At 70.3% G+C, this 22,479-nt stretch carries 16 protein-coding genes; 8 read left to right on the top strand and 8 right to left on the bottom strand.

Annotated elements, in window-relative coordinates; all coding sequences use genetic code 11:
* Nucleotides 1-55: 55 nt before the first annotated feature.
* The 7 genes from QFZ76_RS15485 to QFZ76_RS15455 all read left to right on the top strand — a co-directional run bounded on the left by QFZ76_RS15485 (nt 56) and on the right by QFZ76_RS15455 (nt 12,944).
* A complete protein-coding gene (locus QFZ76_RS15485; RefSeq protein ID WP_307674284.1) occupies nt 56-1,060 on the top strand; it encodes a carbohydrate ABC transporter permease in 1,005 nt (334 codons plus the stop codon).
* Nucleotides 1,061-1,073: 13 nt separating this feature from the next.
* The gene (locus QFZ76_RS15480) at nt 1,074-1,985 is read left to right on the top strand and encodes a sugar ABC transporter permease (RefSeq protein WP_307674283.1); all 912 of its coding nucleotides are present in this window, start codon (nt 1,074-1,076) and stop codon (nt 1,983-1,985) included.
* A gap of 152 nt (nt 1,986-2,137) precedes the next feature.
* On the top strand, nt 2,138-3,817 hold the full coding sequence (locus QFZ76_RS15475; RefSeq protein WP_307674282.1) for a glycoside hydrolase family 13 protein: 1,680 nt from the start codon (nt 2,138-2,140) through the stop codon (nt 3,815-3,817).
* Nucleotides 3,818-3,977: 160 nt separating this feature from the next.
* Complete coding sequence (locus tag QFZ76_RS15470) at nt 3,978-5,357, top strand: alpha-amylase family protein (protein ID WP_307674281.1); 1,380 nt, start codon at nt 3,978-3,980, stop codon at nt 5,355-5,357.
* Nucleotides 5,358-5,463: 106 nt separating this feature from the next.
* The gene (gene pulA / locus QFZ76_RS15465) at nt 5,464-10,860 is read left to right on the top strand and encodes a pullulanase-type alpha-1,6-glucosidase (RefSeq protein ID WP_307674280.1); all 5,397 of its coding nucleotides are present in this window, start codon (nt 5,464-5,466) and stop codon (nt 10,858-10,860) included.
* Nucleotides 10,861-10,932: 72 nt separating this feature from the next.
* Complete coding sequence (locus tag QFZ76_RS15460; RefSeq protein ID WP_307674279.1) at nt 10,933-12,555, top strand: fused response regulator/phosphatase; 1,623 nt, start codon at nt 10,933-10,935, stop codon at nt 12,553-12,555.
* A 32-nt stretch (nt 12,556-12,587) separates the two neighbouring features.
* Nucleotides 12,588-12,944: a 5-carboxymethyl-2-hydroxymuconate Delta-isomerase gene (locus QFZ76_RS15455; protein ID WP_307674278.1), complete on the top strand. Its 357-nt coding sequence runs from the start codon at nt 12,588-12,590 to the stop codon at nt 12,942-12,944.
* Nucleotides 12,945-13,002: 58 nt separating this feature from the next.
* On the opposite strand, the gene QFZ76_RS15450 is transcribed toward QFZ76_RS15455, so the two are convergent.
* The 3 genes from QFZ76_RS15450 to QFZ76_RS15440 form a co-directional block, all read right to left on the bottom strand.
* Nucleotides 13,003-13,692 (bottom strand): TetR/AcrR family transcriptional regulator, encoded by a 690-nt coding sequence (locus QFZ76_RS15450; protein ID WP_307674277.1) that lies wholly within the window; start codon nt 13,690-13,692, stop codon nt 13,003-13,005.
* Between the two features lie 120 nt (nt 13,693-13,812).
* A complete protein-coding gene (locus tag QFZ76_RS15445; RefSeq protein ID WP_307674276.1) occupies nt 13,813-15,756 on the bottom strand; it encodes a hypothetical protein in 1,944 nt (647 codons plus the stop codon).
* A gap of 49 nt (nt 15,757-15,805) precedes the next feature.
* On the bottom strand, nt 15,806-16,306 hold the full coding sequence (locus QFZ76_RS15440) for a tetratricopeptide repeat protein (protein ID WP_307674275.1): 501 nt from the start codon (nt 16,304-16,306) through the stop codon (nt 15,806-15,808).
* A gap of 137 nt (nt 16,307-16,443) precedes the next feature.
* Here QFZ76_RS15440 and QFZ76_RS15435 point away from each other — a divergent pair, with 137 nt between their 5' ends.
* Nucleotides 16,444-16,896 carry a hypothetical protein gene (locus QFZ76_RS15435; protein ID WP_307674274.1) on the top strand — a complete coding sequence of 151 codons (453 nt, stop codon included), beginning with the start codon at nt 16,444-16,446 and terminating at the stop codon, nt 16,894-16,896.
* A 93-nt stretch (nt 16,897-16,989) separates the two neighbouring features.
* Here QFZ76_RS15435 and QFZ76_RS15430 read toward each other — a convergent pair whose 3' ends face one another.
* The 5 genes from QFZ76_RS15430 to QFZ76_RS15410 all read right to left on the bottom strand — a co-directional run bounded on the left by QFZ76_RS15430 (nt 16,990) and on the right by QFZ76_RS15410 (nt 22,380).
* Nucleotides 16,990-18,546, bottom strand: coding sequence for a DUF1996 domain-containing protein (locus QFZ76_RS15430; RefSeq protein ID WP_307674273.1), 1,557 nt, complete (start codon nt 18,544-18,546; stop codon nt 16,990-16,992).
* A gap of 202 nt (nt 18,547-18,748) precedes the next feature.
* Nucleotides 18,749-19,402, bottom strand: a complete 654-nt coding sequence (locus tag QFZ76_RS15425; protein ID WP_053755370.1) for a response regulator transcription factor — start codon at nt 19,400-19,402, stop codon at nt 18,749-18,751.
* The gene (locus QFZ76_RS15420) at nt 19,387-20,664 is read right to left on the bottom strand and encodes a sensor domain-containing protein (RefSeq protein WP_307674272.1); all 1,278 of its coding nucleotides are present in this window, start codon (nt 20,662-20,664) and stop codon (nt 19,387-19,389) included. Before QFZ76_RS15420 ends, QFZ76_RS15425 begins: the two co-directional genes overlap by 16 nt.
* A gap of 52 nt (nt 20,665-20,716) precedes the next feature.
* The gene (locus QFZ76_RS15415; protein WP_307674271.1) at nt 20,717-21,742 is read right to left on the bottom strand and encodes an NAD-dependent epimerase/dehydratase family protein; all 1,026 of its coding nucleotides are present in this window, start codon (nt 21,740-21,742) and stop codon (nt 20,717-20,719) included.
* A gap of 68 nt (nt 21,743-21,810) precedes the next feature.
* Nucleotides 21,811-22,380, bottom strand: a complete 570-nt coding sequence (locus tag QFZ76_RS15410; RefSeq protein ID WP_307674270.1) for a winged helix-turn-helix domain-containing protein — start codon at nt 22,378-22,380, stop codon at nt 21,811-21,813.
* Nucleotides 22,381-22,479 lie beyond the last annotated feature (99 nt).

The raw sequence follows: 22,479 nt of genomic DNA, 5'->3' as shown, positions 1-22,479 counted from the left end.
GGCCGAAGATCTTCCAGAAGGTGTCGGAGAAGGTGTCGAAGAAGGTGTCGAACCAATGACAGTCGCCATCGACCGCGCGACCGGCAAGCGCCGCGGTGACCGCGAGCCGAAGTCCGGGCTGGGCCGGCGCCTGCGGCGCGGCTATCAGAAGCACTGGTACGCGTACGCGATGATCGCCCCCGTGGTAGTCGTCCTCGGCGTCCTCGTGCTGTACCCCCTGGCGTACGGCCTGTACCTCACGCTCACCGACGCCAACAGCCTCAACACCGCCCGCACGATCGGCGTCAACCACATCGACGCCACCTACGAGTTCATCGGCCTCGACAACTACGCCGACATCCTGTGGGGCGACACGGCCTACGACCGCTTCTGGTCGCACTTCATCTGGACGATCGTCTGGACCGCGCTCTGCGTCACCCTGCACTACACGATCGGCCTGGGCCTCGCCCTGCTGCTCAACCTGAAGCTGCGCGGGCGCACCTTCTACCGGCTGGTCCTGATCCTGCCGTGGGCCGTGCCGACCTTCGTCACCGTCTTCGGCTGGCGGTTCATGCTCGCCGACGGCGGGATCATCAACTCCTTCCTGGAGACCCTCCACCTGCCGACACCGCTGTGGCTGGAGGACACCTTCTGGCAGCGGTTCTCCGCGATCATGGTCAACACCTGGTGCGGGGTGCCCTTCATGATGCTGTCGCTGCTCGGCGGCCTGCAGTCCATCGACACCTCGCTGTACGAGGCCGCCGAGATGGACGGGGCCAGCGCCTGGCAGAAGTTCCGGTACGTCACCCTGCCGGGCCTGAGGTCCGTCAGCTCCACCGTCGTCCTCCTCGGCATCATCTGGACCTTCAACCAGTTCGCGATCATCTTCCTGCTGTTCGGCAACACCGCCCCCGACGCGCAGATCCTCGTCACCTGGGCCTGGTACCTCGGCTTCGGACAGCAGCCGCGTGACTTCGCGCAGTCGGCGGCCTACGGCATCCTGCTGCTGGCCATCCTGATCGTCTTCACCTCCTTCTACCGCCGCTGGCTGAACCGCAATGACCAGCAGCTCGCGATCTGAGGCAGGAGTCCCCATGAGTACGACCACCGCCGAGACCTCCGCCGCGGCGAACAAGGAGGACTCCATGGCGCCCGCGCCGCGCAAGGCCACCAAGCGCGGCGAGAGCACCCCCGCCGTCCGCCTCGCCTCCCACGGCATCCTGATCACCGCGAGCCTCATCGCGCTCTTCCCGGTCGCCTGGCTGGTGTTCCTGTCCCTCGGCCCGGACAAGGACGACTACCTGCATCCCGGACGCATCTGGGGGAAGATGACGTTCGACAACTACACGTTCGTGCTCCAGGAGACGAAGTTCTTCGACTGGCTGCAGACCACGATGATCGTCACCCTCGGCACCACACTCATCGGTGTGGTCATCTCCGCGACCACCGGTTACGCGGTCTCGCGCATGCGCTTCCCGGGCTACCGGAAGTTCATGTGGGTGCTCCTGGTCACGCAGATGTTCCCGGTGGCCGTACTCATGGTGCCGATGTACCAGATCCTCTCGGAACTGCAGCTCATCGACAGCTACCTTGGACTCATCCTGGTGTACTGCACGACCACCGTTCCGTACTGCGCATGGCTGATGAAGGGCTATTTCGACACCATCCCGTTCGAGATCGACGAGGCGGGACGGGTCGACGGGCTGACCCCCTTCGGCACGTTCGCGCGACTGATCCTGCCGCTCGCCAAGCCGGGCCTGGCGGTCGCCGCCTTCTACAGCTTCCTCACCGCCTTCGGGGAGGTCGCGTTCGCCGCGACGTTCATGCTGTCCGACACGAAGTACACCTTCGCCGTCGGACTGCAGACCTTCGTCAGCGAACACGACGCGCAGCGCAATCTCATGGCCGCCACCGCGGTGCTGATCGCGATACCCGTCTCCGCGTTCTTCTACTTCGTGCAGAAGAACCTGGTGACCGGCCTCACCGCGGGCGGCACGAAGGGCTGACCCCTTCCGACCCGACTCCCGCGCGCCTGACCGCGCGGGTGGCGGCCGCGGTGACCATCCGACCCCGCTGTCACCGCGGCCGCCTCGTCACCCGCCCTGCCCTACGCACGTAAGCCTCCATGACCGAAACTCCTTTACGTATCAAGGACGCCATGAGCCAGCACTCCGCCGACCCGGCCGAAAACTCCGCCGTCGCCACCGTCGCCAAGCGCCGCGACTGGTGGCGGGACGCGGTGATCTACCAGGTCTATCCGCGCAGCTTCGCCGACAGCAACGGCGACGGCATGGGCGACCTGGAGGGCATCCGCTCCCGACTGCCGTACCTGCGCGACCTCGGCGTGGACGCCGTGTGGCTCAGCCCCTTCTACGCCTCCCCGCAGGCCGACGCCGGCTACGACGTCGCCGACTACCGGGCCGTGGACCCCATGTTCGGCAACCTCCTCGACGCCGACGCGCTGATCCGCTCCGCCCGCGAACTGGACCTCAGGATCATCGTCGACCTGGTCCCCAACCACTCCTCCGACCAGCACGAGTGGTTCAAGCGGGCCGTCGCGGACGGCCCCGGCTCGCCGCTGCGGGACCGCTACCACTTCCGGCCCGGCAAGGGGAAGAACGGCGCACTCCCGCCCAACGACTGGGAGTCGATCTTCGGCGGCCCGGCGTGGACCCGCGTCACCGAACCGGACGGCTCGCCCGGTGAGTGGTATCTCCACCTCTTCGCCCCCGAGCAGCCCGACTTCAACTGGGATCACCCGGCCGTCGGCGACGAGTTCCGCTCCATCCTGCGCTTCTGGCTCGACATGGGCGTCGACGGCTTCCGCATCGACGTGGCCCACGGCCTGGTGAAGGCGGAGGGCCTCCCCGACCTCGGATCCCACGAGCAACTCAAGCTGCTGGGCAACGATGTCATGCCGTTCTTCGACCAGGACGGCGTGCACGCCATCTACCGCCAGTGGCGCACGATCCTCGACGAGTACGCGGGCGAGCGGATCTTCGTCGCCGAGGCGTGGACCCCGACGGTCGAGCGCACCGCGAACTACGTCCGCCCGGACGAGCTCCACCAGGCCTTCAACTTCCAGTACCTGAGCACCGAGTGGGACGCCGAAGAACTGCGGACGGTCATCGACCGCACCCTGGAGGCGATGCGCCCGGTCGGCGCCCCCGCCACCTGGGTCCTGTCCAACCACGACGTGACCCGCCACGCCACCCGCTTCGCCAACCCGCCCGGCCTCGGCACCCAGATCCGCACGGCGGGCGACCGCGAACTCGGCCTGCGCCGGGCGCGGGCCGCGACCCTCCTCATGCTGGCGCTGCCCGGCTCGGCGTACGTCTACCAGGGCGAGGAACTCGGCCTGCCGGACGTCGTCGACCTGCCCGACGAGGTGCGCCAGGACCCGGCGTACTTCCGGGGCGCCGGCCAGGACGGCTTCCGCGACGGCTGCCGGGTGCCGATCCCGTGGACGCGCGAGGGATCGTCGTACGGCTTCGGCAGCGGCGGCAGCTGGCTCCCGCAGCCGGAGGGCTGGGGCGAACTGAGCATCGAGGCCCAGAGCGGCGTCCCCGGCTCCACCCTGGAGCTGTACCGCGCCGCCTTCGCCGCCCGCCGCGAACAGCCCGACCTCGGCGCGGGCGACTCCGTGGAGTGGCTGAAGGCTCCCGAGGGCGTCCTCGCCTTCCGCCGCGGCGAGTTCGTGTGTGTCGCCAACACCGGCGGTGAGTCGGTCACGACTCCGGCGTACGGCCGTGTGCTCCTCGCCAGCGGCGAGATCGCCGAGACGGACGGCGAGGCGAAGCTGCCGGCGGACACGACCGTGTGGTGGACGGCCAACTGACAGCGGCCGACTGACAGCGGTCAACTGACCGACCCTGCAAGAAGTTTCAGGAATCTTCGAGGCCCGCCTTCCGCTTGGGGAGGCGGGCCTCTACGCTCTGCGACACCGCACGGCTTTGCAAGCTTTCAGCAAGAACCTTCAACGGAGAAGGGGCCCTCACATGGCCAGAAGAGCCCTCGCCGGAGCATGCGCCCTCATGGCGGGCGCCGCCGCGTTCGTCGCCCCCGCCGGCACCGCACAGGCCGCGCCGCCCGGCACCAAGGACGTCACTGCCGTCCTCTTCGAGTGGAACTTCGCCTCGGTGGCGAAGGAGTGCACCAGCACCCTCGGCCCGGCCGGGTACGGCTACGTCCAGGTCTCCCCGCCCGCCGAGCACATACAGGGCTCCCAGTGGTGGACGTCGTACCAGCCGGTCAGCTACCGGATCGCCGGCCGGCTCGGTGACGCCACCGCCTTCAAGAGCATGGTCGACACGTGTCACGCGGCCGGTGTGAAGGTCGTCGTCGACGCGGTCGTCAACCACATGTCGGCGGGCAACGGCACCGGCACGGGCGGCTCGTCGTACTCGAAGTACACCTACCCCGGCCTGTACTCCTCCTACGACTTCGACGACTGCACGGCCACGATCAGCGACTACGGCAACCGCACCAACGTCCAGAACTGCGAACTCGTCGGCCTCGCCGACCTGGACACGGGCGAGAGCTACGTCCGCTCGGCGATCGCCGGCTACCTGAACTCCCTGCTCGGGTACGGCGTCGACGGCTTCCGCATCGACGCGGCCAAGCACATCCCGGCGGCCGACCTGGCGGACATCAAGTCGCGCCTCAGCAACCCGTCCGTGTACTGGAAGCAGGAGGTCATTCACGGCAGCGGAGAGGCCGTCCAGCCCACCGAGTACACCGGCAACGGCGACGTCCAGGAGTTCCGCTACGCCTACGACCTCAAGCGGGTCTTCAACAACGAGAACCTCGCCTACCTGAAGAACTACGGCGAGGGCTGGGGCTACATGAACAGCTCGGTCTCCGGTGTCTTCGTCGACAACCACGACACCGAGCGCAACGGCTCCACGCTCAGCTACAAGGACGGCGCCACCTACACGCTGGCCAACGTCTTCATGCTCGCCCACCCGTACGGCGCCCCGGACATCAACTCCGGCTACGAGTTCTCCGACGCCGACGCCGGGCCGCCCAACGGCGGCGCCGTGAACGCCTGTTGGCAGGACGGCTGGAAGTGCCAGCACGCCTGGCCGGAGCTCCGGCGCATGGTCGCCTTCCGCAACGCGGTGCGCGGCGAGTCGCTCACCAACTGGTGGGACAACGGGGGCGACGCCATCGCCTTCGGGCGGGGAGCGAAAGGCTATGTCGCCATCAACCACGAGTCGGGCAGCCTGAGCCGCACCTACCAGACCTCGCTGCCCGCGGGGACGTACTGCAACGTGCAGAACAACACGACGGTGACGGTCAGTTCGAGCGGCCAGTTCACCGCGACGCTGGGCGCCAACACGGCCCTGGCGATCTATGCGGGCAAGTCGAGCTGCTGAAAGTTCTTACCAGAAGTTTCAGGACTCTTGCTGTAAGCCTTTCCTCGGCGATACGGTCGCGCGGGGTCGGACCCAAGAGAGCCGTCATCGCAAGGAGTCCACGTCCGTGATACCGAGATGGACGGCGCCCAGGCGCCGTACTGCCCAGGCCGGCCGGGTCGCCGCGGTCACCGTGACCGCGTTGGCCGCGGCGCTCGTCCAGCCCCTGGCCGCCCGGGCGGACACCCCGCCGCCACCGCCGTCCGACGCGAAGCTCGCCGCCGAGCCCGCCCGGCACGACGCCACCCGTGAGCAGTTCTACTTCGTCCTGCCGGACCGCTTCGCCAACGGCGACACCGGCAACGACCGGGGCGGCCTGACCGGTTCCCGCCTCAGCACCGGCTACGACCCCACCGACAAGGGCTTCTACCAGGGCGGTGACCTCAAGGGCCTGACCAAGAGGCTCGACTACATCAAGGGCCTCGGCACCACCGCCCTGTGGATGGCCCCCATCTTCAAGAACCGACCCGTGCAGGGCGAGGGCGCTGGGGGAGCCTCCGCCGGCTACCACGGGTACTGGATCACCGACTTCACCCAGGTCGACCCGCACTTCGGCACCAACAAGGACCTCGAGACCCTCATCTCCAAGGCGCACGCCAAGGGCATGAAGGTCTTCTTCGACGTCATCACCAACCACACCGCCGACGTCGTCGACTACGAGGAGAAGTCCTACGACTACCTCTCCAAGGGCGCCTTCCCGTACCTGACCAAGGACGGGAAGCCCTTCGACGACGCCGACTACGCGGACGGCACCGAGGACTTCCCCCCGGTCGACGCCGACTCCTTCCCGCGCACGCCGAAGGCCACGAGCAGCGCCAAGGTCCCGTCCTGGCTCAACGACCCGACGATGTACCACAACCGCGGCGACTCCACCTTCGCCGGTGAGAGCTCCACGAACGGCGACTTCTCCGGCCTCGACGACCTGTGGACCGAGCGGCCCGAGGTCGTCAGCGGGATGGAGAAGATCTACCAGCGCTGGGTGCGGGACTTCGACATCGACGGCTTCCGCGTCGACACCGTGAAGCACGTCAACACGGAGTTCTGGACCCAGTGGGCCACCGCCCTCGACGCCTACGCCGCCAAGCAGGGCCGCGACGACTTCTTCATGTTCGGCGAGGTGTACTCCGCCGACACGTCGATCACCTCGCCGTATGTCACCGAGGGCCGCCTCGACGCCACGCTCGACTTCCCCTTCCAGGAGGCGGCCCGGCAGTACGCCTCCCAGGGCGGCAGCGCGCAAAACCTCGCCGCGGTCTTCGGCGACGACTACAAGTACACGACCGACAAGGCCAACGCGTACGAGCAGGTCACCTTCCTCGGCAACCACGACATGGGACGCATCGGGTACTTCCTGAAGCAGGACAACCCGAAGGCCACCGACGCCGAGCTGCTCGCCAAGGACAGGCTCGCCAACGAGCTGATGTTCCTCAGCCGCGGCAACCCCGTCGTCTACTACGGCGACGAACAGGGCTTCACCGGCGCGGGCGGCGACAAGGACGCCCGCCAGACGCTGTTCGCCTCGAAGACCGAGGACTACCTCGACGACGACCGGCTCGGCACCGACCGTACGCACGCGGACGACGCGTACGACACGACGGCACCGCTCTACCGGCAGCTCGCCGCCCTCTCGAAGCTTCGCAAGAACAATCCGGCGCTGGCGGACGGCGTGCAGACGGAGCGGTACGCGGCCGACGGCTCCGGTGTCTACGCCTTCTCCCGCACGGACGCGAAGACGGGCGTCGAGTACGTCGTGGCCGTCAACAACGCGGACGAGGCGAAGCAGGCGACGTTCGCGACCGGTTCGGCGGACATGGCGTTCCGCGGGATCCACGGCACCGACAGCACGGCCAGGTCGGACGCCGACAAGAAGATCACCGTCACCGTCCCGGCCGGCTCGGCGATCGTCCTCAAGGCGGCCGGCAGGCTCGCCCGGCCCGCCACCGAGCCGACGATCACCCTCAAGGCCCCCGCCACCGGCGCCACCGGCACGGTCGGGGTCACCGCCGACGACGGGGGAGGCGGTCAGCTCAACCGGGTCGTCTTCGCCGCGCAGGTCGGCAACGGGAAGTGGCAGACCCTCGGCTCCGCCGACCACGCTCCGTTCAAGGTCACGCAGACCCTCGGCAAGGACGTCCCGGCCGGAACCGCCCTGCGCTACAAGGCGGTTGTCGTCGACTCGGCCGGCCGCACGGCGAGCGCCACCGCCGCCAGCGTCACCGGCACCCCGCCCGCCGAGGAGATCCCCTCCGCCTCCTCCCGTGACTCCGCGGTCGTCCACTACAAGCGCACCGACGGCGACTACGCCGACTGGGGCCTGTACGCCTGGGGCGACCTCGCCGACGGCGAGTCGACCGACTGGCCCGACAGTCATCCCTTCATCGGCCGGGACGCGTACGGCGCCTTCGCCTACGTCAAGCTGAAGCCCGGCGCCTCGAACGTCGGCTTCCTCGTCATCGACAAGGACGGCACCAAAGACGTCTCCGCCGACCGCACGATCGACGTCACCAAGACCGGCGAGATCTGGATCGAGCAGGGCAAGGAGGCCGTACGGACCGAGCGGCCCGACTACCCGGCGCAGGACAAGACGAAGGCCGTCCTGCACTACCACCGCGCCGACGGGAACTACGACGGCTGGGGCCTGCACGTCTGGACGGGCGCCGCGAACCCCACCGACTGGTCGAACCCCCTGAAGCCGGTGAAGACCGACCCCTATGGCGCGGTCTTCGAGGTACCGCTCAACGAGGGTGCCGGCAGCCTCAGTTACATCATCCACAAGGGCGACGAGAAGGACCTGCCCACCGACCGGTCCCTCGACCTCACGGCCGACGGCCACGAGGTGTGGCTGGTGAGCGGCCAGGAGAAGTACCTGCTCCCGCAGCCGGCCGGCTCCGCCGCCGCGCTCGACCTGACCACCTCCAAGGCGGTCTGGATCGACCGGAACACGGTCGCCTGGAACGGCTCCGAGGCGGCCGCCTCCACACAGCTGCTGTACTCCCGCGACGGCTCGATCGCCGTCGACAAGGGCACGCTGACCTCGGACGCCAAGTGGCTGCGCCTCTCCAGGACCGTCCTCACCGACGCCCAGAAGACCAGGTTCCCGCACCTCAAGGACTACACCGCCTGGTCCGTCGACCCGCGCGACCGCGACCGGGTGCGCGGTGCGCTGAGCGGCCAGGTCGTCGCCTCCCAGCGGGCCGCCAACGGAGCGGTGCTCGCCGCGACGGGCGTCCAGATCGCCGGCGTACTCGACGATCTGTACCCCGCGGCGACGAAGGCGGAGCTCGGACCGACGTTCCGCAACGGCCGCCCCACACTGGCGGTCTGGGCGCCGACCGCGCACAAGGTCTCCTTGGAACTCGACGGCTCCACGGTCGCCATGAAGCGCGACGCCACCACCGGAGTCTGGTCCGTCACCGGCCCCAAGTCCTGGAAGAACAAGGCCTACCGGTACGCCGTGACCGTCTGGGCGCCCAGTGTCCGCAAGGTCGTCACCAACAAGGTCACCGACCCCTACTCCCTCGCCCTGACCACCGACTCGGAGCGCAGCCTGGTCGTCGACCTCGACGACGGCTCCCTCGCCCCCAAGGGATGGTCCTCGCCGGCCAAGCCCAAGGCCGTGCCCCTCAAGGACGCCCAGATCCAGGAGCTGCACATCCGGGACTTCTCCGTCGCGGACAGGACGGCGGCCGACCCGGGCACCTACCTCGCCTTCACCGACAAGGACAGCGACGGCTCCGAGCACCTGCGTGAGCTGGCGAAGTCGGGCACCTCGTACGTGCACCTCCTGCCCGCCTTCGACATCGCCAGCATCCCCGAGAAGAAGTCCGACCAGGCGAGTGTCGACTGCGACCTGGCTTCCTACGGGGCCGACTCGGACCGACAGCAGGAATGCGTCTCCGCGGTCGCCGCGAAGGACGCCTACAACTGGGGCTACGACCCCTACCACTACACGGTCCCCGAGGGCTCGTACGCGACGGACCCCGAGGGCAGCGGCCGTACCGTCGAGTTCCGGAAGATGGTCAAGGCACTGAACGAGGACGGCCTCAGGGTCGTCATGGACGTCGTCTACAACCACACGGCCGCGAGCGGCCAGGCGGACACCAGCGTCCTCGACCGGATCGTCCCCGGCTACTACCAGCGGCTGCTCGCCGACGGCTCGGTCGCCAACAGCACCTGCTGTGCCAACACGGCCACCGAGAACGCCATGATGGGCAAACTCGTCGTCGACTCGATCGTCACCTGGGCCAAGGAGTACAAGGTCGACGGCTTCCGCTTCGACCTGATGGGCCACCACCCGAAGGCCAACATCCTGGCCGTCAGGAAGGCCCTCGACGCGCTCACCGTCGCCGAGGACGGCGTCGACGGCAAGAAGATCATCCTGTACGGCGAGGGCTGGAACTTCGGCGAGGTCGCCGACGACGCCCGCTTCGTGCAGGCCACGCAGAAGAACATGGCCGGCACCGGAGTCGCGACCTTCTCCGACCGCGCCCGTGACGCCGTGCGCGGCGGCGGCCCCTTCGACGAGGACCCGGGCGTCCAGGGCTTCGCGTCCGGCCTGTACACCGACCCCAACGGGTCCACAGGCAACGGGACGCCCGCGGAGCAGAAGGCCCGCCTCCTGCACTACCAGGACCTGATCAAGGTCGGGCTCTCCGGCAACCTCAAGGGCTTCACCTTCACCGACACCGACGGCAAGGAGGTCACCGGCGCCGAGGTCGACTACAACGGCGCCCCCGCCGGCTACGCGGACGCGCCCGGCGACGCCCTCGCCTACGCGGACGCGCATGACAACGAGACGCTGTTCGACGCGCTGGCCTTCAAGCTGCCGGCGGGCACGTCCGCGGCCGACCGGGCCCGCATGCAGGTCCTCGCCATGGCGACGGCCACCCTCTCGCAGGGCCCGGCCCTCTCCCAGGCGGGCACCGACCTGCTGCGGTCCAAGTCCCTCGACCGCAACTCCTACGACAGCGGCGACTGGTTCAACGCCGTCCACTGGAACTGCCAGGACGGCAACGGCTTCGGGCGCGGACTGCCGATGGCCGCCGACAACGCGTCCAAGTGGCCGTACGCCAAACCCCTGTTGGGCGCGATCAAGGTCGGCTGCCCGCAGATCGAGGGCGCCTCGGCGGCGTACCGGGATCTCCTGAAGATCCGGACGACGGAGCGGGACTTCTCCCTCGACACGGCCGGCCAGGTGCAGTCGAAGCTCTCCTTCCCGCTGTCCGGGAAGGAGGAGACGCCCGGCGTGATCACCATGGAGCTCGGTGACCTGGTCGTCGTCTTCAACGCGACGCCGACAGCGCAGGAGCAGCGGGTCGGTCCGCTCGCCGGGACCGGCTACCGGCTGCACCCGGTGCAGGCGTCGGGTGCCGACTCCGTCGTCAAGTCCTCGTCCTACGAGCGGATATCGGGCACCTTCACGGTTCCTGGGCGGACCGTGGCGGTATTCTCCCCGGTTTCCTGACAAGGGCATTACCTTGGTGGGGCAGACCCCGAACCCAGGTCTGCCCCACCGGTGTGTCCGAGGGGCTGGCAGATGGACGTCAACGGCAAGCAGACAGGCACGACCGTGCTGGTCGTGGACGACGTGGCGGACAGTCGGTACGCCCTGGCCGCCGTACTGAGCCGCGCCGGTCACCGGGTCGTCCAGGTCGCCACCGGCCACGAGGCGCTCACCGAGATCGACACCCGGCTGCGCAAGGGGAACCTGCCCGACGTGGCCCTGATCGACGTGAACCTGCCGGACATGAGCGGCTTCGAACTGTGCCGCCGGCTCAAGGAACGGCCGCGCATGGCCGGCCTGCCCGTCGTGCACTGCTCGGCCGTCGCCGTGGTCCCGGGCGACCGCTGCCAGGCGCTGGACGAGGGCGCCGAGGCGTTCCTGGCGATGCCCGCCGAGCCCGAGGCGATCGAGGCGGCGGTCCGGGCCGCGGTGCGCGCCGCCCGGCTGCGGGCCGACGGCCAGGCGCAGGTCCGGCGGCTGACCATGCTCTCCGAGACGATCGTCACCATCCAGGCGGCGCGCTCCCTGCAGGAGCTCGCCGACGCCGCCGCCGACGGCACCGCGCGGCTCACCGGCTCTCCGGCCGCCGTCTTCGTCCTCGGCCAGGATGACGAGCTGTTCCGCGGCCTCTCCCGGGACCGCACCTCGATCGCGCTGCCGGACGAGAGCGCCCACCGGACCGTGGCCGGCCTGCTGCGGCGGCTCACCCGCGGACAGGCCGGAGTGCAGATCACCACCGTGCCCGCACCGCTGTGGCCCGCCGGGTTCTTCCGGCCCGGCGTGCAGCACGACGCCCGCCTGGCGCTGGTCGTCACCCAGGACGGCAGGGCCCCGGTGTGCCTGGCCGCGCCCACCCGCGGGCTGCGCCGAGCGGGCCCCGAGGCCGAGGCCCTGCTGGCCCGGCTCGCCCAGGCCACCGCGCTCGCCGCCGAGCCGCTGCTCATGTACCAGGTCGAGCGGCACGTCGCCCTCACCCTCCAGCACAGCTTCCTGCCCCTGCCGCACCGGCTGCCCGAGCTGCCGGGTATGGACGTCGTGGTCCGCTATGTGCCCGCGTCCCGGGAGACCGAGATCGGCGGCGACTTCTACGCCGTACTGCGCACCGGCGACGGCGTGCTCGCCGCGGTCGGTGACGTCGTCGGGCACTCGCTGGAGGCGGCGACCGTCATGGTCGAGATCCGGCACGCGCTGCGCGCCTACTGCCTCGAGGAGAGCGACCCGGCCGTGCTCGCCGAGCGCCTCGACCGGATGCTCCAGGTCTACCACCCCGACGTCACGGCCACCGTCTGCCTGGCCCTGATCGACCCCGGCACCGGCCGCACCCGCATCGCCAACGCGGGGCACATCCCGCCGCTGATCATCCGGGACACCGGCAGCGCCGACTACACCAAGGTCAACGGTCCGCTGCTCGGCGTGGGCCTGCCGCATCCGCCGCCCACCGAGCTGTTCCTGGAGCCCTCCGACCGGCTCCTCATGGTCACCGACGGCCTGATCGAGAACCGGGGCACCGACCTCGAGGTCTCGATGGAGCACCTCCGCGCGGCCGCCACCGGCTCCCTGCCGGGCCTGGACGCCCTGTGCGACACACTCCTCGCCTGCTTCGGCCACGAGCGCGAGGACGACATCGCGATGCTGGCGCTGCAACTGAAGAACTAGGGTGGGTCCTGTTGCCCAGAACAGGAGTCCCCATGCCGCAGATCACCGTCGACTACTCCACGCCCCTCGCCGAGGGCTTCGACCGGCGCGGCTTCGCGCTCGCCCTGCACGACGCGGTGGTGGAGATCGCGGCCGCGAAGCACGAGGCGTGCAAGACCCGGTTCCGGGCGACCGAGGACACAACCGTGGGCCGGGACGGGAACGGTCACGCCATCGTCCATGTCTCCCTCGCCTTGCTGGCCGGCCGCACCGACGAGACGAAGGCGCAACTGACCGAAGCGGTACTGGAGTTGCTCCGCACGTATGTGAAGCCCGCCGACGGGCTGGCGCTGCACGCCTCGGCCGAGGTGCGCGAACTGGACGCGTCCTACCGTAAGTTCGAGAGCTGAGCGCCCGCGCGGAGCCGCATACCGACATCGCCCCGCGCCCCTTCACGGCTGTCCGGGCCTAGGAGCCCAGCGCGATCAGCCGGCCGACCAGGTCGGTGAACGGCCCGTCGGTCGGCTCGTCCTTGAACATGTGCCGGATCAGCGCGGCCATCTCCTCGTCGTACGCGGCGCTCACGGCTGCCAGTGCGGCGAAGTCGTGCACGAGCTGTGCCTCCAGCTCGCGGCGCGGGATGCGCCGGCCGTCCAGCCAGATCAGTGCGGTCGACTCGGCGAGCGAGATCCAGGAACGGACGACCAGTTCCAGTCGCGCGGGCGGGTTCTCCACGCGCAGATGCGAAAGAATCTGGTCATACGCGGCCTGCCGTACGGCGTCGATGAGCGCGTTGGTCGTCGAGGAGCCGACGGCCGGGCCGCCGCGCATCAACGCCGAGAAACCGGGCCCGTGATCGTCGACGAAGTCGAAGAACCGGTGCATCACGCGCAGCAGCCGGGCCCCCAGCGGACCCTCCCGCGGTTCGACGAACCGGCTGGCCAGATCCTCCGACGCGCGCTTCAACGCGGCCTCGTACAGGCTGAGTTTGCCGGGGAAGTAGTGGTACACCAGCGGGCGGGAGATGCCGGCGGCCGCGGCTATCTCGTCGATGGAGACCTCGTCGGGCGAGCGACGGCTGAACAGTTCGAGGGCGACGCCGATCAACTGCTGCCGCCGCTCCTCGACACCCATTCTGCGGCGCACCCCGATAGTCATGCGAACACCTTACCGATCGGATCCGGCCCCGAACGGACCGGACCGGCCAGCGGCGTTCACATATCCGACACAAGATGATCACGTCCTCGGCCCGGGCGGCGGCAGGACGCCGGTGCCCGGCTACCGCAGGGCGTTGATCGACCGTCCGTTCTCCAACTCGCCCTGCAGGCCCGCCTGAGCTCCCGCCTTCGTCTTCACGGCCAGCAGGTTGCCCTGCGCGGAACCGTCGACCCCGCCCGTCGCCGTGATCGACGCGGTGCCCCGGCCGCCCGCCGCCAGCAGGTACCAGGACCCCGCCTCCGACTTCCACAGCACGCCGGCCAGCACATGCGGGTCGCGCGGACCGCACGCCGGCACGTTCTCGGCCTTCGCCGCGACCGCCCCGTACGCCCCGCCCGGCGTGTGGAACTGCGCCAGCACGCGCGTCCCGCCGCCCCGCCAGGTCTCGGCGCGGGTGCACACCCACGAGGCCGACCCGCTCGCGTCGGGCAGCGACTGGGTGGCGTACTCCCAGGAGTTCACGGACCGCACTCCCTGTGAGCGCACGGCGGACAGCGAGCAGGCGAACGGTGCCCAGGCGCGCAGCGCCGCCGCGCCGGTCGCGTCGCGCTCCGAGCCCGGGCGGCCGGTGGTGAGGCGGGCCGGGACCAGTTCGCCGAGGTCGGTCGACAGGCGGGTGCCGGAGCCGTCCGTCAGCTGGAGCACGTTCCACGAGGTGCACGCGCCGGTCTGCAGGGCGGCGCTGGCCAGCGGTGAGGTGACACCGTCGGTCAGTGTGAGGTCCATCGCGCCGGTGCCCGGCTTCAGCAGGTCTCGCTCGGCCGCCTTCTTCACCCAAGGCGCCGTCAGGTAACGGACGTTGCCGTCGGCCCGGCCCAGCACCACCGCGTTCGACTCGGCGCCGGTCGCCCCGTCGACCCGCGCGAAGTCGAGCGCGGCGCCCCTGGTGCTGCCCTTCGGTTCGGCGTACCGGGCGATGCGCAGACCGTCGTAGAAGATCACCACCCGCGCGTTGTCGACGTCCCCGGCGTACAGCAGCTGCGGCGGGCCGGCCGGGCCGCCCGAGGGGGTGCCCGGGGTGGCGGAGACCTGGACGGTCTCGCCGGGGCGGGCCCAGACGGCGAGCGCGCGGCGCAGCAGTGCCCTGTCGCCGGTGAGTTCGCCGCGGGCGGGCCAGACGGAGAAGTCGGTGCGCGAGGCGGACTGCCACGCGGTGTCCGGGACCTTGGTCAGGTTGGCCGGGTCGAGAGCCGCCTGGGCCGACGGGTTCTGCGCGTAGGACGGGGCGGCGGCGCCGTCGGGTGCCCAGCCGTCACCGGGCAGGCCGAGCAACGCCCCGCACACCGCGACGGCCGCCGCGGCGGCGAGCGCCGCCTTCAGGTGCTGGCGGCGCCGCATCAGGTCGGTGGGCCGGGCCTGCAGCGAACAGGGGTCGAACTCGGGGGAGTCGAGCAGCGCGTACTGCGCGGGGACCTCGTCGGCCTCGTCCAGCGCGGCGTCCACGTCGTCGACGCCCGCCGTGGTGAGCACCTCGCGTACGTCGCCGTCCGGGAGTTTCTCCAGGCCGCGCAGCACGTATGCGGCGCGGGCCGGTCCGGACAGGGCGGACAGCCGCTGGTCCAGGGCGAGTTCGTCGGCGCCGCCCGAGCGCGGGAAGAGACGCAGGCCCCACACCTGGGGCAGCAGCGGCGGCAGCTGGGACTGCTTGGGCCATGCCCTGAGCGTCAGCGGCAGGCCCGCCTCCAGTGCCGTACGCAGCACCTGGAGTCGGACGAAGGCGTAGCCCGGGTCACCCTCGCGGCCGGTCGACTGGGCCGGGATCACAGGTGCCGGCGTCCGGCGCCGGGGCAGGGCGCGCTGGGTGAGCGCGTGTGCGGTCACCACGCGCCGGTTGCGGCCGAGGCCCGGTGGCAGCACCAGATAGGCGAGCCGGACGAGCCGGGGGTAGTGCTCGACGAGCGCCGCTTCTGCCTGCTCGACGTCGACGAGCGGGTCGGACGACGAGGAAGCGGCGGCGGAGCCGGAGCCGGGTGCGGGGCGCGGGGCGACATCCTGTGACTGCACGTTCAGCAGAACGAGCGAATCGGTGGTTGGTCACCGCCACCCGGGTGACTCACTCCTGAGGATCGACGAGAGCCCGCGCGTAGTTCGCCATCGAGCGCTGGTAACGCGGCAGATGGGGCGCGAGGGCGCCCAGGACGAGGGAGAGGCCCTCGCGGTCGCGGCCGAGGCTGGACAGGCACAGGGCGAGTGTCGCGCGTACCGCGTCGTCCAACTCGTCCGAAGGGGCGTCCAGTTCGGGTGTCAGCAGCTTGACGCCCTCCTCGGCCTGTCCGGTGTTCCGCAGGGAACTGGACAGCTGGATCCTGGCGCGCCGCCCCTTGTATCCGTCGAGGCCGCGGGCGAGGGCCTCCCGGTACAGCGGAACGGCCTTGTCCGAGTGGCCCGTCGAGTCCCAGGCGCAGGCCCCCTCGAAGGGGCCGAGCGGACTGCCCGGAGGCAGCTCGGCGACCAGCGTGTCGATCAGCGCACGGAAGTCGGCCGCCGCCTCCTCGGCGTAGTCGTCGAAGGTCGCCCAAGCGGCGGTCACGCGGTCTTCCCAGTCCTGGTTCACCGGGACACTTTCGCACGGGTGTGCCCCGTCATGGCAGCGGATTTGAGCGCGGCGGGCCCGGGAGCCGTATCGAAGGGGACGGGCCCCTTGCCGGGGCCGACCGAGGCATGGTCCGATGCAGGCGACCGGAGGAACAGATGAGGGTGACCCGACCGATGCTCGCGCTGAGCGGCGCGGCGCTGGTGCTTGCGCTGGCGGGCTGCGGATCCGACGGGGACGGCGAGGCGGCCGTTCCCAAGACGGCGACCGGCAGCCTCGAACACCTGGCCGCCGAGGCGAAGTGCAAGCCGAACATGCAGACGGACGCGGACACGATCCGGCAGGCCATCTGCAAGAACGGCGACGAGAAGTACGTCCTCGCCACCTTCGCCACCGACCGCGGTCAGCGCGAGTGGCTGAACGGGGCGAAGGACTACGGCGGCTACTACCTCGTGGGCCGCAAGTGGGTCGCCGTCGGCGAGGAGAAGACGGTCACCGAGCTGCGGACCACGCTCGGCGGGACCATGGAGGAAGGGTCCGCTCACATGAACGGCGGCCACGGTGGTACGGGGGGCGAGGCCACCCACTCCGGCTCCGGTCACAGCGGCTGACCGCGCTGGTCTTTCCGCGCGGGTCATATCGGGGGCGGGCAAACGAAAGCCGGCGGTGGGGAATCCCACCGCCGGCTTCCTACTGGGTCAGGACTACTGGCAGTCCTCGCCGCTGTTGATGCAGTCGACCATCTGGTTCATCACGTTCTCGTCGAAGAAGTTGATGAAGTCGTTGTGGTCGGTGATCGGCTTGTGCAACTGCTCCGGGAAGGAGTCCACCGCGAACGGGTTCACGACCTGCCCGTTCTCGATCTGCGGGGCCGGCACGTCGTAGACCAGCTTGACCTGCAGCTGGGGGATGGCCTGGAAGCCGTTGGCACAGGTGCCGTCGGCCTGGACGAACGCCACGTGGGTACGGTGGTTGGCGCTGTCGATGTTCTGGCCGTCCCAGCAGCTCTGGAAGGCGGACGTGCGCACCACGGAGCTGCCCTCGGGGCAGATCGGGTACTTGTCCGTCACCTGCCGGTCCTCGAAGCCGGTGCAGCTCCAAGCGGTGTTGGCGTTCGCGAGACCGTTGGTGAAGGCCTTGGCGTCACCGGTGATGATGCGCAGGGCGGTGGGCATCGCGACGACATCGCTCGTCTTGTTGCCGACGAACTTCAGCTCCGCCTGGGCGGTCTGCTGGATGGTGCCGACGTTGCTGTCCTGACCGCCACCGGGCGCGTCCGCGTCGATGTCGTTCTGGCCGTCCTGCACCCGCAGTACCGGCCAGAAGTAGGACGACTTGTCGCCCTGGTTCTGGCAGGTCGTCTCGCCGTTCGCCAGGTCCTCGTCGCTCGCGAAAGCGTCGTTGGCCTGGTTGCCGACGTAGTCGTGCTGGTGCTGCGCACCGTTGCTGACACCGGGAGCGACGATCACGTTGTCCGAGTTGCGGTTCTCGTTCTCGTTGGTGCCGCAGTTCGTGGTGAAGCTGCCCGTCGAACCGGTGTCCCCGTTCGCGGCCAGCCCGTTCGGCAGGTTGCGGGAGTTGGGCTGGACGTCCTCGATGTTGACGAAGTCGTCGGCCACCGGGCCGTTGCCGGCCTGACCGCCGTTGCCCTGGTCCTGACCGTCACCCTGGTCCTGACCCTGGTCCTGGCCCTGGTCCTGACCGTCACCCTGGTCCTGGCCCTGGTCCTGGCCCTGGTCCTGACCGTCGTTGTTCTGGTCCCCGCCCTGACCGTCGTTGGTCTCCGGCTGTTCGGCCGGGACGCCCTGACACTCGGCGAGCTGGTCGATCCCCTGCGGAGCCTTACCGCCCACGCGGTTGATGTTGATGCCGATCCGGTCGATGGTGGCGACCCGCTTGGACTTCAGCGGGCCCAGGATGGCGTTGTTGACGTAGCCGGCGTCTCCTGCCTGGGCCTGGCGCGTGTCGGCGAGACGCGTGTAGGCGTCCGTGATCTGCCTGTCGAGCAGCGCCAGCTCCTTGGCGACGCCTTGGCGCGCGCCCTCTGGCACGTCCGTCAGCTTCTGGCCGACGTCCGGGCAGTTGATCGTCGCGACCTGAGCGCCCGTGGCCTTGGTCTGATTCTGCCCCGAGCCTGTCTCATGAGCCGAGGCGTAGAAGTTTGCCCAGATCAGCCCGCCCCCACCGAGCGCTAGGGCTGCCGAAGCGGCAACGGCCTTGGTGGCCAGTGGCATACGGCGTTTTCTTGTGTTGCGTCCCATGGAACTCCTCTGACTTCCTTGCGGGGCTATCGAGGCGCCCGACAGGAGTGAAGCGGCTCCCCTGAATACGCAAGCGGTCCCAGTGGTGTTCAGCCGTCTCAGAAATTGATGAGAGGTTCGCGAGACAATTCGGTTTCAACTGCCCATGGAATACGAGGAGTTGTTGATCCCTCACAGGAGGTGCCCGGGCGGGGTCCCGATTTCAGCGGCCGTGGTCGAGATACGCGAGAACCGCCAGGACGCGACGGTTGTCGTCGTCCGACACTTCCAGCCCCAGTTTGGCGAAGATATTGGCGGTGTGTTTCGCGATCGCCCGTTCCGTGACCACCAGCTTGGCGGCGATCGCCGCGTTGGTGCGGCCCTGCGCCATCAGTTCCAGCACCTCGCGTTCCCGGGGCGTGAGCCGGCCGAGCGGCTGGTCGTCGGCCGCCCGGCGGGACAGCAGCTGCTGGATCACCTGCGGGTCCATCGCCGTACCGCCCGCCGCGACCCGCCGTACGGCGTCCACGAACTGCTCCGCGTCGAACACCCGGTCCTTCAGCAGATAGCCGACCCCGCCGCTGCCGTCGGCGAGCAGCTCACGCGCGTACAGCTGCTCCACGTGCTGCGAGAGCACCAGCACCGGCAGGCCGGGTCTGTCCCGGCGGGCGTTCAGCGCGCACTGCAGGCCCTCGTCGGTGTGCGTCGGCGGCAGTCGTACGTCGACCACCGCGACGTCCGGCTCCAGTTCGGCCAGCGCGGCGGCCAGCTCCGGCCCGCTCTCGACGGCCGCCGCGATCTCGAAGTCGTAGGCCTCCAGAAGTCGGACGAGTCCGTCCCGCAGCAGGAACAGGTCTTCGGCTAGGACAACGCGCAAGGGATCTCCATGGTGACCATGGTGGGACCGCCCGCGGGACTGCTGACGGCCAGGACGCCGTCGAATGTACCCAGTCGACGCTCCACCCCGGCCAGACCCGAACCGGCCCCGGTCGCCGCGCCGCCCCTGCCGTTGTCGGTGACCGAGATCCGCAGCAGGCCGGCGCCCTCCGCGACGTGATGCAGGTCGACCCAGATCCGGTCGGCGTCCGCGTGCTTGACCGCGTTGGTGAGCACCTCGCTGACCGCGAAGTACGCCGCCGACTCCACGGGCGCGTCCGCCCGGCCGGGCAGGTCCACCTCCACCTCGGTGGTCACCGGCAGCCGCAGTGCCAACGCCCGTACGGCGTCGCCCAGTCCGCGCTCGGCGAGCACCGGCGGGTGGATGCCGCGCACCAGGTCGCGCAGCTCGGTGAGGGCGTCCACGGACGACTGGCGGGCCTGCGCGAGCAGCTTCCTCGCCTGCTCGGGGTTCTTGTCCAGCAGCACCTCGATGGTGCCGAGATCCATGCCCATCGCGACCAGCCGGGCCTGCGCCCCGTCGTGCAGGTCCCGCTCGATGCGCCGCAGTTCGGCGGCGGAGGTGTCGACGGCGTCGCGCCGGGTCTCGGTCAGCACCCGCACCCGCTCGGCCAGTTCGCCCTGGTTGGAGGCGAGCACCGCCCGGGTCAGCCGGAAGTGGGCCTCCAGCAGCCGCGGGGTGAGGAAGTGGGCGAAGAACAGGATGACGAGGCCCAGTGCGGCGGCGCCGAAGGCGGAGGCCTGGCCGGAGACGGGCACGAACCCGTACCAGTACCCGTCCGGGAAGACCCGCCACAGCCCGGCCGCCAGCGCGAACCCCTCCAGCGGGTAGAAGAGCAGCACGGCCGGCAGCAGCGCGGTGAGGAAGCCCGCGGTCATGTCGACGGGCAGCCACCTCAGGTCCCGCCAGGTCGCCGGATCGCGGAGCATCGCGAAGGTACGCGTCCAGGGGTTGGCGTCCTCCGGGACCGGCCGGTACGCCGACGGGATCTGCACCCCGCACCACTGGGCGGCCAGGACCCGCCGCCAGTCGGCGAACGCCCGCACCCCCGTGAGCACCCACGGCGTGGTGACGATCCCGATCCCGATCGGTATCAGCGCCAGGGACACCAGGGTGAGCGTGAAACAGAGCACCGCCCCCGGCAGCGTCACCAGCGCCAGCCCGAGCCCCCGTACCGCCGCCCGCCCCACGCCTCGCGTCCCGGTGCGGCCGGTGCCGCTCTTCGTCTCGATGGTCGTCATGGCGTCAGTCTGGCCGAGCGGGAGGCGGCGGTCACTGGGGCTGGGCGGCCGGTCAGGAGGTGGTGCCAGGTACACCTCCGGTCGCGGCGAGGACCTTCGCCTCCAGCTCCGGGTCCAGTCCCACCGCCGGCCGGTCCGGGCGCTGCGGCGCCACTCCGCCGATGCCCCGCAACCAGTTCCAGGTGTCGGCGACGGTCTCGGTGACCGGTCGGCAGCGCAGGCCCGCCCCGAGCGCCCGGGAGACGTCCGCGCTGTGCAGGGCCGCATGTCCCTCGCTGCCCGGCGGCAGCCACACCGGCAGCTGCTGCCACGGCTCGATGCCCGCGTCGAGGACGACGTCCGGGTCGGTCCAGCGCAGCTCGGCGGAGCCACCGGTGACGTCCACGCAGGCGTCGAGGAACGTGCCCATGGTGGCGTGCCCCGAGGGCCCGACGAGGTTGTACGGTCCGCTCGCCTTCCGCTCCGCCGAGTCGAGGATCCATTCCGCGAGGTCACGGACGTCGACGTACTGGAGGGGCAGGTCGTACGGCCCGGGCGCGAGGACGGGGCCGCCTCGGGCGATCCGGTTCAGCCACCAGGGCAGCCGGCCGATGTTCTCGTACGGCCCGAGGATCAGCCCGGCCCGCACCAGCAGCGAGCGGTCCGCGCCGAAGGCCTCGACGGCGGCCAGCTCGCCGCCCCGCTTGTCCCGGGCGTAGTCGGTCTGGTCGGCGTCGGCCGAGGCTCCCTCGACCAGGGGCGAGTCCTCGGTGCACCCGGCGCCCGGCGGCCACGCGTACACCGAGCGGCTCGACACGTACACATACCGGTCGGCGCGGCCCCGCAGCAGCCGCGCCGCCTCGAGCACCGCCCGGGGCGCCGCCGACCAGGTGTCGACGACCACGTCCCAGTCGCCGTCCGCCGCGGCCAGGGCGGCGAGCCCGTCGGGCGCGGTGCGGTCGCCGTGCAGGGACCGCACGCCGGCCGGAGGTTCGTGGCGTCCCCGGTGGAAGACGGTCACCTCCCAGCCGCGCCCGAGGGCCGCCTCGACGACGGCCCGCCCCGCGAACTCCGTACCGCCCAGCATCAGAAGTCTCATGCCGGTGACTGTGCCCGGTGGAGCCGCGGGACGGAACGCGTATCTGCCGTCAGCAGAGGCTCAGGGGATCAACGTCCGGTCGGGGGTGCGTACTTGTAGCCGACCCGGCGCACCGTCTGGATCGCCCGGCGGTGCTCGGAGCCGAGCTTGCGGCGCAGGCGGGCGATGTGGACGTCGACCGTACGGCCGTCGCCGACATGGCCGTATCCCCACACCGTCGTCACCAGCTGGTCGCGGGTGTGCACCCGGTGGGGGTGGGTGACCAGATGCGCGAGCAGCTCGAACTCCAGGTAGGTGAGGTCGAGTTCGCGTCCGTCCACGGCGGCCGTGCGCTGCACGGTGTCGACGCGGACGAGCGGGTCGGCGGCGGTCTCGCCGCCCTCCGGCGCCGCGTCGGGCACCGCCACCGGCGCGAACGGCGGCTGCTGGTCGGCCGGGACGAGCACCAGGTAGCCGATCATCGGCGGCTGCCCCGGCAGGGTCGGGAGGGTGTGCGGGGGAGCGGGCAGCCAGGTGGCGCCCGGCGGCAGGAACTCCGCTACATCGATCACCTCGTCCCGGTCGACGGCCCGCAGTCGATGACGCGAACCGTTGGGGGAGGAGGGAACGGCGGTGGACAGGGAACGAGTGGTCGCCATGAGAGGTCAGCTCTTTCGCGCGAGAGGTCCGACGGGAACGTACGTCGTGCGCGCTGGCCGAAGGCCGGGGTGTACGGCTTTAGAGGGCCGGCGCGTTCG

Origin of the sequence: Streptomyces sp. V4I2 (assembly GCF_030817655.1) — a bacterium.
In the GTDB taxonomy this organism is placed as follows: domain Bacteria; phylum Actinomycetota; class Actinomycetes; order Streptomycetales; family Streptomycetaceae; genus Streptomyces; species Streptomyces plumbiresistens.
This window is presented reverse-complemented; position numbering and strand designations above follow the sequence as displayed.